Genomic DNA, 13,558 nt, shown 5'->3' on the forward strand with positions numbered 1-13,558 from the left:
AATGGCACGAGTACGACTCGAGAACATCACGAAACGGTACGGAGAGGAAACGGCGGTCGAGGACGTCAGCCTCGAGGTCGAAGACGGCGAGTTCGTCACCTTCGTCGGCCCGTCGGGTTGTGGGAAGTCGACGACCATGGAGACCGTCGCGGGGCTGACGACACCCTCGGAGGGGCGGGTGTACATCGGTGACGACGACGTCACCGATCTCGCCCCGAAAGATCGCGGCGTCGCGATGGTCTTCCAGAACATCGCGCTGTTCCCCCACATGGACGTGTACGAGAACATCTCCTTCGGACTCCGCCTCCGGAAGTACGACGACGAGGAGGTCCGACGTCGCGTCGAGCAGGCCGCCGACATCGTCCAGCTCGAGGGGATGCTCGATCGGATGCCGGCGGACATGTCCGGCGGCCAGCAACAGCGGGTCGGCATCGCCCGCGCGATCGTTCGCAACCCGGACGTGTTCCTGATGGACGAGCCGCTGGCGAACCTCGACGCGAAGCTTCGGGTGCACATGCGGACCGAGCTCCAGCGCCTTCACCGGGAGCTCGACGCGACGGTCATCTACGTCACCCACGATCAGGCCGAGGCGATGACGATGTCCAACCGAATCGCCGTCCTGAACGACGGTAAACTCCAGCAGATCGCGCCGCCGCTCGTCTGTTACAACGAACCGACGAACCTGTTCGTCGCGGGCTTCATCGGCTCGCCGTCGATGAACTTCGCCGAGGGCGAACTCGTCGAAAACGGCCTCGAGACGAACAACTTCACCGTCGATCTCGATCCGACGCGGATCCCGGACGTGACAGTCGGCGACGCCGTCACGCTGGGGGTCAGGCCGGAGGACGTCCATCTGACCCGTTACGCCGACTCGCTCACCGCGCCGACGGCACCGATCGACGCCCGGACCGATGTCCTCGAGCCGATGGGAGACGAGGTCTTCGTCTACCTGCTACTCGCCGAGGCCGAGGCGGGGTCGATGGAGCAAGATCCCTCGACGTCATCGAATCAGCTGTTGATGAGCGTCACCCCCGACACGGATATCGAAGCGGGTCAGGACGTCGATGTCGTGCTGGATCGGTCGAAGATTCACCTCTTCGATACCGCCACCGGAGAGGCGCTGCTTCACGGCCTGACTGACTCCCCGGATCGCGAGTCCGGCACCACTCGGACGGAAGTGGACAGCTAATCCCCCGTTCATCGATGGTTGAGACGGTCTGGTGTCACCGTGTCCCGGCCCACCCCATTGCGGGTCGCGAGTGGCCGGAACTGACTGACGGGAGTCCGTATGAGACGGGAAACCGGACGACCGCTCTCGGATTCCCGTCGAGTTGGAACGGTACCGACACTATCGGCTCCGCTGACGACTCGGTCTCCAACCGGCTCTCACCGAGTTCCAGTTGGTCCCCGCGCCTCGTTTGGCAACGGACCGAAGTCCTTCGAGCGAGAATATTCGATATAGCGCCACAGGGTGTATCAGACTGGTGCGAGACGAACGACGGCAGTTCCAGAATCACAGGAAAATGACACCGAACCGAGCAGATATCGAAACTGGTATCGTCGGGCTGGGAAACATCGGCCAGTACCACGCCGAGCGACTCGTGGAACTCGGCGTCACGCTGGCCGGCGGAATGGATATCGCCGCCGAAGCTCGAACGCGCTTTGCCAGACGGTACGACGTTGACGTCTACGACGAACACCACGAGTTGTACGACGCCGTCGACGCCGTCATCATCACGACGCCGAACAAATACCACGAGGAGTACGCGGTCGACGCCCTCGAGCGAGATTTGCACGTCCTGCTCGAGAAACCGCTGGGCCACTCGATCGAAAGCGCAGAACGGATCGCGGACGCCGCCGCCGCGTCGAAGGGGTACGCGATGGTCGGGTTCAACAACCGGTTTGCCAACACCGTCCGGATCGTGAAAAACCGCATCGAGCGAGGCGAGCTGGGCGACGTTTCCCACGTCGAAGCGAACTACGTTCGGCGGCGCGGGATTCCGGGGCGAGGGTCGTGGTTCACCCGGCGACGGATCGCCGGGGGCGGTGCGCTCATCGATCTCGGCGTCCACGCCATCGACCTCGCGCTGTATCTGCTCGGCTACCCCGACGTGACGGAAGTCAGCGGCGTCGCGCGGAGCGAGTTCGGCTCCCGCGAGGAGTACGCCTATCTCGACATGTGGGCCGACGACGCGGGAGCGGACGGCTTCGACGTCGACGACTCCGCCAGCGCCTTCATCCGCTGTGGGGGGAATCGAACGATTTCGCTCGAGGTCGCCTGGGCGACCAACCGACCCGCGACCCACGAGTTCGTCGCCCGCGGGACCGACGCGGCGGCCCGGTTCGACCTCCTCGAGGGCGACCTCTCCGTCTATTCGGCGAGCAAGGAGGGCCCCGACCACCTCGAGGACACGACGATCGAGACGCGCCAGAACGATACCCACACGGACGAACAGCGGGCGTTTTTCGACCGGATCGTCGGCGATGGCGGGCCCGCCAACAGCGTCGAGGAGGCGCTTACGGTCCAGCGGATCATCGACGGCATCTATCGCTCGAGCGAGGAGGAACGGACGTACACGATCGACGAAATGAACGACTCGAGCGAATAGCCGTGTCTGGTCCGCCGTTTGCCACCGATATCAACCGGTACGAGCCGACAACCGCGGTGACAGCACCGAAGCGAAACGCGAACGGGTGGCCGCACCGACGGGGCCATTTCGTGCACGACGTTTACGTCGCGGAGTCACCAACGGTCGGATATGGAAACGCCTCCCGAACTGAAAGACGTCGCCGGCGACGGGGACGAGATCACGATCAGCAACCGCGAGTACGACGACGAGAGCGTCATCGCCGTTGATTTCGGTCCGACCGGCGAGCATCCGTCGGTCGACGTCGTCGACGACACGGCGATCGTCACCGTCGGCGGAAGACAGTTCGAGTTCGACGTGCCGACGGAAGCGAGCGACGTGATCGTCAATGACGGGGTTTTGACGATCAAAGGCTGACCCCCGAAGGCAGACCCGGTGTACGGCGATCGTTCGATACCCGGACGAAGCACTGCGACGACCGATGCTCGCCGGCCCCCATTTTATTGCTCCGGCAGTGGTCGCTCCCCCCATGGAGATCGGCGTTCATACCCCACCGCTGGCCGACGAACCGCTCGAGAGCGCGCTCCCCTACCTCGACGGGATCGGCGTCGGTGCGATCGAGCCGGGCGTCGGCGGCCATCCCGGTCAGGACCACATCACGCGGGCCGAGTATCTCGACAACGAGACCAGTCAGGCCGAGCTCCGCGACCTGCTCGCGGAGTACGAGATGCGGATCAGCGCGCTCGCGACCCACAACAACCCGCTTCATCCCGACGACGAGCGGGCCGAGGAAGCCGATACCGAACTCCGAGAGGCGATCCGCCTGGCCGCCCAGCTCGAGGTCGGAACCGTCACCTGTTTCTCGGGACTGCCGGCGGGCAGTCCGACCGATGAGACCCCGAACTGGATCACCGCCCCCTGGCCGCCCCAACACGCCGAGGCCCTCGAGTACCAGTGGGAGCGAGCGATCGAGTACTGGGGCGAAATCGCCGACTACGCGGCCGATCACGATGTCGATATCGCGATCGAGATGCACCCGAACATGCTGATCTACGAGCCCCACGGGATGGCGCGACTGCGCGAAGAGACGGGCGAGCGGATCGGCGCGAACGTCGATCCCTCGCACCTCTACTGGCAGGGGATCACGATCACCGACGCGATCCGATATCTGGGCGAGCGCCAGGCGATCCACCACGTCCACGCCAAGGACACCAGAATTTACGACGCAAAGGCCCGCGAAAAGGGCGTACTGGATACGACGCCGTACACCGACGAGCCGAATCGGTCCTGGCTCTTCCGGTCGGTCGGCTACGGCCATGGCGAAGCCCACTGGAAGGATATCGTCTCGACGCTTCGCATGATCGGCTACGACGGCGCCCTGAGCATCGAACACGAGGACTCGCTAACCAGCTCCCGAGAGGGCCTCGAGAAGGCGGTCGACCTGCTCGAGCGGGCGGTCTTCGAAACGCAACCCGGGGAGGCACACTGGGCCGAATGACCCGAACCGGGGCTACTCTTCGATCGGGCTGTTGACGGAGTCGTCGGCCGAGGGATCGCGGACCTCAACGTCGCTGCCGTTGCGAACGACGAGCTCGTAGCCCTCGTACTCGAGTCGGACCACCACGCTGCTGGCGGTACCGGCGGTGGTCGTGAACAGTTCGTCGAGCGCTTCCGGGTTGACGACCGTAAACAGCGGGTCGTACGCCGGCGGCTCGACGTCGGTGACGTCGACGCCTTCGCGCGCTGCGACGGCCTCGATGATGGCCTGGGACGGCGGACCAGTCCCGTCGGGCGTCGACGTATTGTCCAGGTAGGACATACTTGTCCCTTTGAGAGTCCCGCTGATAAGGGTGATGGCAAATATATGCAACTGATACGTCGCAGTTATATCCTCGTGACGACGTGATTACCGTCTCTCGGTCGAAGGGACCGGTGTTCCGCCGTTAGGCGTCCCCCTCACCCCGCGCTCGCTCGAACAGTTCGATCGCCCGCTCCCGTCGATCGGCGTGTTCGACGATCGGTGCCGGATACGCTGGCGCGATTCGCTCCCGCTCGGCTGGCTCGAGGTCGTGCCAGCCGTGAATCTCGTCGGCGCTCGCCTCGCCGAGTTCGGAAACGTACTCGCGGACGTACTCGCCGTCGGGATCGTACTCGCGGCCCTGCTTCATCGGATTGAACACGCGGAAGTACGGCTGGGCGTCGGTCCCGGTCGACCCGGCCCACTGCCAGCCGCCGACGTCGTTCGCGGTGTCGTGGTCGGCGAGTAGTCGCCGGAACCAGTCGTATCCCGCCCGCCAGTCCGTCAGCAAGTCCTTCGTCAGAAAGGAGGCGACGAGCATCCGCACGCGGTTGTGCATCCACCCCTCCGCGCGGAGCTGCCGCATCCCGGCGTCGACGATGGGATACCCCGTCTCGCCGGCCTTCCACGCCTCCAGTTCGTCGGGGTCGTTGCGCCACTCGATCTCGTTCGCGTAGCCGCTGAAGTTCTCGACGACTGTCTCGGGGTTGAACGCGAGCACGTGCGCGTAGAACTCGCGCCACGCGAGTTGGCGCTGGAACTCGCGGACGCTCTCACGATCGTCGGCCGTCTCGGCTCGCTCGGCGGCCTGCTCCGTGGCCGCGTACAGTTCCCGCGGACCGATCGTTCCCCACTTGCAGTGGGGAGAGAGCCGCGACGTCCCGTCAGTGGCCGGATAGTCGCGCTCTGCGGCGTAGCGGTAAATCGGCCCGTCACAGAAGTCCTCGACTCGCTCTCGAGCGGCCGTCGTCGTTACGGTGGGCGGCGAGGCCGCTGGGTCGTCGAATCCGAGTTCCGCGAGCGACGGAATCGTCTCGCCGGAAACGGTCGCGAAATCGGTCCCAGCAGGCTCGTCCGCAGGTACCCGCTTCTCGCGATCGCGCCACTTCGTCCAGAAGTACGAAAAGACCGAGTAATGCTCACCCTGGTTTGGCGTGATCGACCCCGGTTCGTGGTGGATCGAATCGTGGACCGACTCGCAGTTGACGCCGTCGTCTGCGAGCGCCGCCCGAACAGCCCGGTCACGCTCGCGCGCGAGACCGCTGTAGTCCTCGTTCCAGACGACGCTCGACGCGTCGTACTCGGCGGCGACGTCGGGGACGACCCCGCTTGCCTCCCCGCGCTCGACGATCAGATCGCTCCCGTACTCCCGATACCGAGACCGCAGGTCGTGGAGCGCCTCGAGCAGGCACGCGACCCGCACCGGCGACGCGTGCTCGAGAACGGTCGGGTCGAGGACGAAAAGCGGAACGATTGGCTCGTCGATCGACGCGGCGCGTGCGAGCCCGCGGTTGTCGACCGTCCGAAGGTCCCGCCGGTGCCAGTGAACGATCACGGTCGAAGTACGGATTCGAGAGCCGAAAGTACCGGGGTGCTGGCAACCCGCGAGCGTCAGTGCGACTCGAGTGGCGAGTCGTATCGCATCTCGAGCGAGAGGATGGCGTCGCGACGATCGCAGGTACCAGCGAGACCGCGGAACGACCATCGTGGGTACCAACGAGACCGCAGAAATACGACTGCCACCGGACCGTTGCAGTCTTCGACTAGTGCTTCGTATCGGTGGGTTCGAGAAGCCGATCGATCGCCGAGCGAAAGCCCGGGCTCTCGTGGTACCACAGCCAGCAGCCGACGCCCGCGGTGAGTAGCGAGCCGGCGATCATCCCGAGCGTCGCAGTCAGGTACGCGGTCGACCCGTCGCCGGAGACGGCGAAGACGTTCGCGGGGTTGTCGTGAATGAAAAAGAAGTACACGACGAACCACGCGTTCGTGAGCAGCGTCGAGACCAGCACGGGCGCGCCGTACGCGTAGTTGCGCGCCCAGATCAGCCCGATCGCGACCAGCGGCCCGAGCAGTCCGACGATGGCGATAAACGCCGGTTGCCCCTGCGTGAGCGGGGCGTCAACCGTCGACAGCCCCATCCCGAACAACCCACAGAGCACGAGGTAGATGAGAAACGGCGTCGTGACGATGAGTCGTTGATCCACATCGTATGGTGGTCACCTGTTCATCTTAACTGTTATTACCACTGACTCGAGCGAGCGGGGCGGATCGAACGGACGACTGACGATCCGGTTGGGGACGAATCCGCCGGCGAGGATCGGTGAACCACGAGCGCCGACCGGGAGTATAGGAACCGATTACCACGGAAATCGAACGCCGGGGACATATCAGCTCTCGTGTCGTTCACAGTATGAAGGGGATAACAAATTGTGCCAGTCGCAACCGATCGGCCATGAGGGGCCAGGAACAGTCGAACGGTGCTGCACAGTCGACGATTCGGAACGCGCTCGAGTCGGTCTTTCGCCGAAGCGACGATCAGACAGTCATCGAGGAGTGCCGACGCTGTGGCACGACGCTCGAGTCGGTATCGACGTGTCCGTCCTGTGGCGGAAGCGACATCGTCGAATATCGGATTCGGTAACGACCGCCCGCGAGAGACGAGCGATCGGGGTCACTGGGGAGTTACCGCGAGCCGACGGGAATTCCGTCGGTGTCGATCGAATCCCGTCGGCCGTCGAGCACCGCGAACCGCTCGTCGCGGCGCGACTCGAGCCAATAGAGGAGGCGTTCGGCCCACTCGAGTTTGTGAGCCTTCGCGGGGTCGACCGACGGATCGTCGAAATCCCAGCCGACGAACTCGAGGCGCGCGGCGCCGACGTGGTCGGCGAGAAACGCCGCGCGGTCGCCGTCGGTGAAGCCGCCGACGTTTCGGACCGGTCCGCGGGGTGCGGCCTGCGTCGTCGGGAGGACGTACGCAGTGTTACACTCGGGGACGACGTCGCGAATCGCGGCGAGATTATCACCGTGGCCGTGGACCGCGACCGGAGTGCCCCGAGCCGTGAGTCGCTCGACGGTGTCGGGGTTCTTGTCGAGATCGGTCACCATGCAGTCGACGTCGATACCGCGGCTCGCGAGCGTGTCGACGGCCGTCGACGCGGCGAGGACGACGTCGGCCTCCCGCGCTCGCTCGAGGTCCCGCTCGGTCTCGAGCGACGGGCCCGCTCCGGCGATAGCGGCGGTCGCTCCGCCGACGAACGAGAGGTCGGCGAGATCGAACGACTTCTCGAGAAGCGACGCGAGGAGATCGCGTCCTCGTTCGTCACCGGCACGATCGTAGCCGAAATCGCTGCAGATCGCCTCGTAGATGGGCTCCCACTCGTCGAACTCCATGCTCGGTCTCGTCGCGCTATCGGTTTGTGTGTTCGGTCTCGATCCCGCGTTTCCGGTCATCCGGCTTCAGGTGTCGAATATATTACGTGTTCCGAGTACCGGGTGGGCTATCGGCCAGCACGTCGGTTTCCTCGCGTGGGCGATGGTGTTGTCACTGTGCCGTAAGACAGGTTGTGGCGTAAGACAGGTCGCAGCATCCCAACCGGGAGTCGTCACTGGTCGGTGTAAGACCACAATAATTCCGTGTTGTGGGCCGGGGGTCGCCTCCAAAGTACCCCTACCCGGGAGGCCGCCCGGCGTCCAGTCTCCCTTTTCGAAGCATCCGGCATAAGCTTTCTCTTAACGCAGCACCCCTGACAGCTTCCGTCCGATACCACTGAGACTGTCATTTTTGGCCGTGAGATCGGTGGCAACGTCAGAAATCGCATCTGTCGATCCCACGATCACGCAGTTCCCGCCGGTCACCCGTCGGACGACCGCGCCGTGCTCGAGTGCGACCGTCGTAAGCCGGTCGATCGCGTCGGGTGCAAGGCCATCGATCTCGAGGAGTTGGGGCTGCCAGTCGCCGGCGATCGCGGGATCGATGCCGCGTTCCCGGAGCTGCGTTCGAAACTCCCGGGTGGAGTGGACGTCCAGTTGCGAGATCGTGAGTCCGTCCGCGGTGACGCTCGCGCGCTCGGTGAACGCCTTCCCGATCAGGGCTGCGTCCCGCGTTTCGGCCACATCGTGGGTCCGGATCACGTGCGCGCCGCGTTCGACGGCCATCGCCGTCGCCGCGAGGCTGACCGGGAGTCGCTCCTCGGTCTCCCGGTCCGCGATCTCGCCGAGGAAGTTCTTCCGATTGATCGAGACCAGCATCGGTCGTCCGAGCGCCCGGAACTCCCGGAGCCGCCGAAACGTCTCGCGGTCGTCCTCGAGCGTCTGGGCCTTGCTCCACCCGCCGAACGCGGGGTCGACGATCGTCTTATCGGTCAGCCCGTTCTGTTTCAACGCCTCGTAGACCTGATCGACGTAGTCGGCCGTTTCCGCCCAGTCGGGCGACTTCCGGGCCGACCAATCGGTTTCCTCGACCGCTCCCGGTCGCTCGAGATCCGGCGGGCCCGCCATCTTCGCGACGGCGACGTCGTGCTCCTCGCAGACCCGCGGCATCTCGCGGTCGGCGAAGCCACAGATGTCGTTGACCATGTCGAACCCCTGCGAGAGGGCCTCGTCGGCGACCTCGGCGTAGCGCGTCTCGATCGAGAAGATCGCATCCCCAGAGACGCTCTCGATCGTGTCGAGCGCGACGTGTAGCCGCTCGAGTTCCTCGTCGGCCGAGAGCACGTCGAAGCGTTTGTTCGCGGACTCGAGGCCGATATCCACGATGTCGGCCCCTTCTCCGATTAGCTCCTCGTCGACGTAGCGAGCCGCCTCGCCGGGATCGTCGAAGACGCTCGGATCGTAGGGAGACTCCTCGCTGACGTTCAGTACGCCCATGATCCGGGGCGGGTAGTCGTCTCCGATCCCCAGACCGGCGGCGTCGACGCTGTTCATACCCGGACTGTGAAAGCGAGACAAAAAGATATCGCGGTTCCGGCGAGCCGGAGCGAAGCGAGCAGTACGCGGGAGTGAGCGCGGTCTACTCCTCGTCCTCGAGCACTGCCAGCCGCGAGTCCCGAAGGAGCACTTTCTTGACGATCGAGGGGTTCTCGAGCAGGCGGTGTTTCGCATGTGCGCCGCGGCCGCGGCCGCGTCCCTCGCGCTCGGACTGGATCACGTTGAGGAAGTTCTGTTCCTGCAGGATCTCCTGAACGCGGCGCTCGGAGAGGACGTCGAAATCGAGCCGGCGGGCGATCTCCTTGTACTGGTTGTAGATGATCTTCGTCGTGAACTCCTTTTCCGAACTGTTCTCCGTCAGCAGCGTTAGCGAGTAGAGGATCGCCTTGGCCTGCTGGGGAGAGCCCTCGATCAGTTCGTTGAACCGGTCGGCCTCGGTCTTCTCCTTGGCGTCGCGGACGTGATCCGCGGTCACCCGCGTGTCGCTTCGCTTCTTCGCGATCCGGCCCGCGTTCCGGAGGATGTCGATCGCCTTGCGCGCATCGCCGTGTTCCTGGGCGGCGAGTGCGGCCGTGAGCGGGATCACGTCATCCGAAAGGACACCATCGTGGAACGCATCGCGGCGCTTCTCGAGGATCTCGACGAGCTGATTCGCGTCGTACGGTGAGAAGACGAGTTCGTCCCGCGAGAGGCTCGACTTGACGCGTTCGGAGAGGTGGTCGGGGAAATCTATCTTGTTCGAGATGCCGATGATACCGATGCTGGAGTCCGAGATTCGTCGGTTTTCGCCGGCCCGCGAGAGTTTGCGGAGGACCTCATCGTCCTCGAGCATGTCGATCTCGTCGAGGATAACGATGGTGACGTCGGTGCAGTGGTCGATGGACTGCCAGAGACGCTTGTAGTAGTCGCCGGTTCCCAGTCCCCGATCGGGGACGGTAACCCCGCTGGAGTCGGGGTCGTTGACGATCTGGGCGATCGTCTTGACGATCGACGCCTCCGTATTTTGCTCGCCGCAGTCGATAAAGGCGTACTTGACGGTGACGTCGTCGTGCTGGGCCTCGGTGATCACGCGCTGGGTGACCGATCGCGAGATGAGCGATTTCCCGGTGCCGGTCTTGCCGAAGATGAACAGGTGGTTCGGCTCGCTTCCGAAGACTGCCGGGTTCAGGGCGTCCGCAACACGTTGCATCTGCTCGTCGCGACCGACGATCCGATCGGGGCCTGGGAGGTGCGTGATCTCGAGCAGGCGCTCGTCGGCGAAGACCGGATCGTCGTACCGGAAGAGCGGGTCTCGATCGTCGTTGGCGGACATTGCGGTACCGCGCCCTTTCCAACTGAATTGAAATAAAGGTGTGGGGATCGATCGCGGATGTAAATACCCCGACAGAGCGACTCGAGTGGAACCTCGCGGCCGCATAACCAAAATTCGCCCTGAACGCCTGCCTCGCGCTTCTAACCGCCGAAGATGACCGCCACCCACCACGGACACCCCCGTCGCGGATGTAAAGCTCGTGCGCTCGACCGGCTAACGACCGCGCTATACCCGGTTTCGGTGGGAAGATCCCGTTCGACGAACGAGGACAGGATCCACATGAATACGGCGAACGAGGGCCCAAGGGACCGAACGAGCAATTCGTCGATCACTTCACGGGACCCACACCCCCCTCGCGTTTGTAACGGGAATAATGGAGGGGTGGTCAAGTGTTATATTCGATCTTCCACACTATTGGACTTCATCTGGCCCGATTTACATCCGCGGCACTGGTGTGTTCCAACGAGAGACCTCCACACGTATTTCGCCTTACAAACGCGAGGGGGGTGTGTCCCTCTCTCACTCTCTACGAGATCAGTACCTGCTACTCGAGAACCGCCACTGGTCCAATCGGACACATGCGCTATCGCTTCTCAGAGATGCAGTAACACTGGCAGTCACAATGGGGCCGTTCTTCGCAATCGAACCGCTATTCAGAATAGAGCCGACAGGCACGAGATGCCTATCGTCGTCAATATAGTCCCGTTCTAGTTCTAGCCTAGACTAGAACTAGCTAGAGTAAGCTAGAGTAGTGAAGGGAGAAAGAGAAAGAGAGTGAAGAGAGCGAATGTAACAGTAAGAGCACTCCAATCGCAAAACTGAGACGGCTAGCATTCCCGAGACGTGAACGCGTTCTTTTTGCGTTCGCGCTCGGTACTCCGTCTATGAACGCGTCAATCGTCACAGCACCGACGTTACGGCTCACACTCATCGTCGGGACGGAACCCGAACTGTTACCGGAAACACTTCGTCCGAAATTCTCGCCATCGACGCCCCAATGACCGACGAATCGATCCCGGACGGATCGCCTCCGAGTCGAACGACGCCGGCGGTTGCGGTCGTCGACGCCCAGTCGCCGGGCAACGTCGGAACCATCGCTCGCGCGATGAAGAACTTCGGCTTCGAGGATCTCCTGCTCATCGATCCGCCGACACTCGACCCCGACGGGGAAGCGTACGGCTTCGCAGGGCACGCTCGAGAGGACGTCCTCCCGAACGCCGATGAGATCGGTTTCGACTCGCTCGTCGAGAACTACCACACGATCGGTTGTACGGCCGTCACGAATGAAGACGATCACAGTCACATGCGGTTTCCCTATTCGACGCCCGCTGAGCTAGCCGATCGGCTGCCGACCGTCGAATCACCGACCGCGCTCGTGTTCGGTCGCGAGCGCGTCGGTCTGACGAACGCGGAACTCGCACAGATCGACGAGATCTGTTCGATCCCCGCGAACGCTGACTATCCCGTCCTCAACCTCGGGCAGGCGGCCACGATCACGCTCTACGAACTCCGGACCCTGACCCTTGACGAGACGCAGTTACCCGACCTCGAGCGCGTCCGCGCTCCCGAACCGACTGTCGATCGGCTCTACGACCAGTGGGCGGCCCTACTCGAGGAGATCAATCGCCCCGAGGAGAAACGCGACAAGACGATGCGGATGCTGCGGCGGGTGTTCGGTCGGGCCGACCTGACCGAGCGTGAGGCGAACACGCTGCTGGGACTCCTCCGTCGGGCGACCGAACGGCCTGCCGAGGACTGATTCCTCGAACGAGACTTGTCAAATCAGCCACCACAGCCGTTCTCGAGGGCCAGTACAGTAATACGTACCCAGTAACCACCACTACTGGATGACCGACCTTTGCCGACGAAACGCACTGAGTTTACTGGGTGGTGGGATGGCGCTTCTGGCCGGTTGTTCAGAGTCGTCAAACGGGAACGGCAACGGTACCGAAGACAGTTCCGAGAGTGACTCGATCGACGGCAATCTCCCGTCGTACGCCTCGACGCTCCCGACGAACGAGCGTTCGGAGTACTTTTACGGAGCGATCGATGTCGAAACCATGAACACCCTACTCGACGACGAGGGTGCCGAGGCCGGCCGGGAACCGACGGATCCGCTCGTCGGCAATCCGGTCGTCGTCGCGCTCCTCTGTTCGTTCGGTGTCCAGCAACTCGTCGACTCGGCCGGGCGCAACGCGTACACCGAAAACAACGAGACGGCCGACGGCGAAGAACAGTTCGTCTACGCCGACGGCGTCTACGCGTTCGTCGGCTCGTACGACCGAACCGGCCTCGAGACGGACCTCGAGGCTGCGAGCTATACCGTCGAGAGCGAAGGGAACGCGTACGTCGTCTACACCGACAGCGAGAGCGACGAGGTCGTCGGCGTCTCCGGCGGCGTGTACGCGTACTCATACCCGAACGGAGCCGATTCCGAGTTCGATCCGGTCGCGGCCGTCGAACGAACGGTCGCGACGGCGGCCGGCGATCGGGAGCCCAAACACGAGGCGGACGAGGGCTTCGACCGCCTGCTCCGCACCGGCGAGAACGGCGGGATCGCGTGTTGTCTGTACACCGACAGTGACGAGTTCGCCGCGGAGACCCTTTCGAACGATCAAGCGGCCGACGATGAGGGCCTTCAGTTCGAATTCGGGTCCGTCGAGGGATCCCACGGCGTCCACCAGCAACTCGCAGTGACTGGGAGCGACGCGACTGCAAACGCCGTCGTCACCTACGGCAGCGAGGATCGCGTCGACGAAGCCCGCCTCAAATCGTCGTTGGGAACTGAGGCGGAGACGGTCGATTTCGTCACGAACGGCTCGGGGGTCGACATCGAAGCCGAGTACGGCGGGGAGTTCGCTCGCGAGTAGTCACAAGTCCCCGGCGGTTCGTTTCCCCCGCAGTTCATTTCAGGCCGGCTCGGTTTCCGAGGTC

General features: G+C 63.7%; 13 protein-coding genes. 7 read left to right on the top strand and 6 right to left on the bottom strand.

Features of this window, described 5'->3' with window-relative positions:
• Nucleotide 1 precedes the first annotated feature (1 nt).
• From CP556_RS19340 to CP556_RS19355, 4 genes are all read left to right on the top strand, one after another.
• Entirely contained in the window at nucleotides 2-1,189 is a 1,188-nt protein-coding gene (locus tag CP556_RS19340; RefSeq protein WP_098727094.1) for an ABC transporter ATP-binding protein, read from the top strand.
• Nucleotides 1,190-1,523: 334 nt separating this feature from the next.
• Nucleotides 1,524-2,609: a Gfo/Idh/MocA family protein gene (locus tag CP556_RS19345; protein WP_098727095.1), complete on the top strand. Its 1,086-nt coding sequence runs from the start codon at nucleotides 1,524-1,526 to the stop codon at nucleotides 2,607-2,609.
• A 150-nt stretch (nucleotides 2,610-2,759) separates the two neighbouring features.
• Nucleotides 2,760-3,005 (top strand): DUF7127 family protein, encoded by a 246-nt coding sequence (locus CP556_RS19350; protein WP_098727096.1) that lies wholly within the window; start codon nucleotides 2,760-2,762, stop codon nucleotides 3,003-3,005.
• Nucleotides 3,006-3,117: 112 nt separating this feature from the next.
• The gene (locus tag CP556_RS19355) at nucleotides 3,118-4,086 is read left to right on the top strand and encodes a sugar phosphate isomerase/epimerase family protein (protein ID WP_098727097.1); all 969 of its coding nucleotides are present in this window, start codon (nucleotides 3,118-3,120) and stop codon (nucleotides 4,084-4,086) included.
• Between the two features lie 12 nt (nucleotides 4,087-4,098).
• Here the strand turns inward: CP556_RS19355 and CP556_RS19360 are convergent, their stop codons facing one another.
• From CP556_RS19360 to CP556_RS19370, 3 genes are all read right to left on the bottom strand, one after another.
• Entirely contained in the window at nucleotides 4,099-4,407 is a 309-nt protein-coding gene (locus tag CP556_RS19360) for a HalOD1 output domain-containing protein (protein WP_098727098.1), read from the bottom strand.
• 124 nt (nucleotides 4,408-4,531) lie between these two features.
• On the bottom strand, nucleotides 4,532-5,941 hold the full coding sequence (locus CP556_RS19365; RefSeq protein ID WP_098727099.1) for a cryptochrome/photolyase family protein: 1,410 nt from the start codon (nucleotides 5,939-5,941) through the stop codon (nucleotides 4,532-4,534).
• Between the two features lie 208 nt (nucleotides 5,942-6,149).
• Nucleotides 6,150-6,590 (bottom strand): hypothetical protein, encoded by a 441-nt coding sequence (locus tag CP556_RS19370; RefSeq protein WP_098727100.1) that lies wholly within the window; start codon nucleotides 6,588-6,590, stop codon nucleotides 6,150-6,152.
• 248 nt (nucleotides 6,591-6,838) lie between these two features.
• Between CP556_RS19370 and CP556_RS19375 the strand changes: the two genes are divergently transcribed.
• A complete protein-coding gene (locus CP556_RS19375) occupies nucleotides 6,839-7,027 on the top strand; it encodes a hypothetical protein (protein ID WP_098727101.1) in 189 nt (62 codons plus the stop codon).
• A gap of 41 nt (nucleotides 7,028-7,068) precedes the next feature.
• Here CP556_RS19375 and CP556_RS19380 read toward each other — a convergent pair whose 3' ends face one another.
• The 3 genes from CP556_RS19380 to CP556_RS19390 all read right to left on the bottom strand — a co-directional run bounded on the left by CP556_RS19380 (nucleotide 7,069) and on the right by CP556_RS19390 (nucleotide 10,624).
• Nucleotides 7,069-7,776, bottom strand: coding sequence for a 6-hydroxymethylpterin diphosphokinase MptE-like protein (locus tag CP556_RS19380; RefSeq protein ID WP_098727102.1), 708 nt, complete (start codon nucleotides 7,774-7,776; stop codon nucleotides 7,069-7,071).
• 339 nt (nucleotides 7,777-8,115) lie between these two features.
• Nucleotides 8,116-9,309, bottom strand: a complete 1,194-nt coding sequence (folP, locus tag CP556_RS19385) for a dihydropteroate synthase (protein ID WP_098727103.1) — start codon at nucleotides 9,307-9,309, stop codon at nucleotides 8,116-8,118.
• Between the two features lie 85 nt (nucleotides 9,310-9,394).
• Nucleotides 9,395-10,624 (bottom strand): Cdc6/Cdc18 family protein, encoded by a 1,230-nt coding sequence (locus tag CP556_RS19390; protein WP_098727104.1) that lies wholly within the window; start codon nucleotides 10,622-10,624, stop codon nucleotides 9,395-9,397.
• Nucleotides 10,625-11,621: 997 nt separating this feature from the next.
• Between CP556_RS19390 and CP556_RS19395 the strand changes: the two genes are divergently transcribed.
• Both CP556_RS19395 and CP556_RS19400 read left to right on the top strand, forming a co-directional pair.
• On the top strand, nucleotides 11,622-12,383 hold the full coding sequence (locus tag CP556_RS19395; protein WP_098727105.1) for an RNA methyltransferase: 762 nt from the start codon (nucleotides 11,622-11,624) through the stop codon (nucleotides 12,381-12,383).
• Nucleotides 12,384-12,471: 88 nt separating this feature from the next.
• On the top strand, nucleotides 12,472-13,494 hold the full coding sequence (locus CP556_RS19400; protein WP_098727106.1) for a hypothetical protein: 1,023 nt from the start codon (nucleotides 12,472-12,474) through the stop codon (nucleotides 13,492-13,494).
• The last annotated feature ends 64 nt before the right edge of the window (nucleotides 13,495-13,558 follow it).

It is taken from the genome of Natrinema sp. CBA1119 (assembly GCF_002572525.1).
Classification (GTDB): Archaea; Halobacteriota; Halobacteria; order Halobacteriales; family Natrialbaceae; genus Natrinema.

Bases quoted from the DNA above. Each gene is read 5' to 3' on its own strand.
- CP556_RS19340 (WP_098727094.1), top strand. From the start codon at position 2: ATGGCACGAGTACGACTCGAGAACATCACGAAACGGTACGGAGAGGAA.
- CP556_RS19345 (WP_098727095.1), top strand. From the start codon at position 1,524: ATGACACCGAACCGAGCAGATATCGAAACTGGTATCGTCGGGCTGGGA.
- CP556_RS19350 (WP_098727096.1), top strand. From the start codon at position 2,760: ATGGAAACGCCTCCCGAACTGAAAGACGTCGCCGGCGACGGGGACGAG.
- CP556_RS19355 (WP_098727097.1), top strand. From the start codon at position 3,118: ATGGAGATCGGCGTTCATACCCCACCGCTGGCCGACGAACCGCTCGAG.
- CP556_RS19360 (WP_098727098.1), bottom strand. From the start codon at position 4,407: ATGTCCTACCTGGACAATACGTCGACGCCCGACGGGACTGGTCCGCCG.
- CP556_RS19375 (WP_098727101.1), top strand. From the start codon at position 6,839: ATGAGGGGCCAGGAACAGTCGAACGGTGCTGCACAGTCGACGATTCGG.
- CP556_RS19380 (WP_098727102.1), bottom strand. From the start codon at position 7,776: ATGGAGTTCGACGAGTGGGAGCCCATCTACGAGGCGATCTGCAGCGAT.
- folP (WP_098727103.1), bottom strand. From the start codon at position 9,309: ATGAACAGCGTCGACGCCGCCGGTCTGGGGATCGGAGACGACTACCCG.
- CP556_RS19390 (WP_098727104.1), bottom strand. From the start codon at position 10,624: ATGTCCGCCAACGACGATCGAGACCCGCTCTTCCGGTACGACGATCCG.
- CP556_RS19395 (WP_098727105.1), top strand. From the start codon at position 11,622: ATGACCGACGAATCGATCCCGGACGGATCGCCTCCGAGTCGAACGACG.
- CP556_RS19400 (WP_098727106.1), top strand. From the start codon at position 12,472: ATGACCGACCTTTGCCGACGAAACGCACTGAGTTTACTGGGTGGTGGG.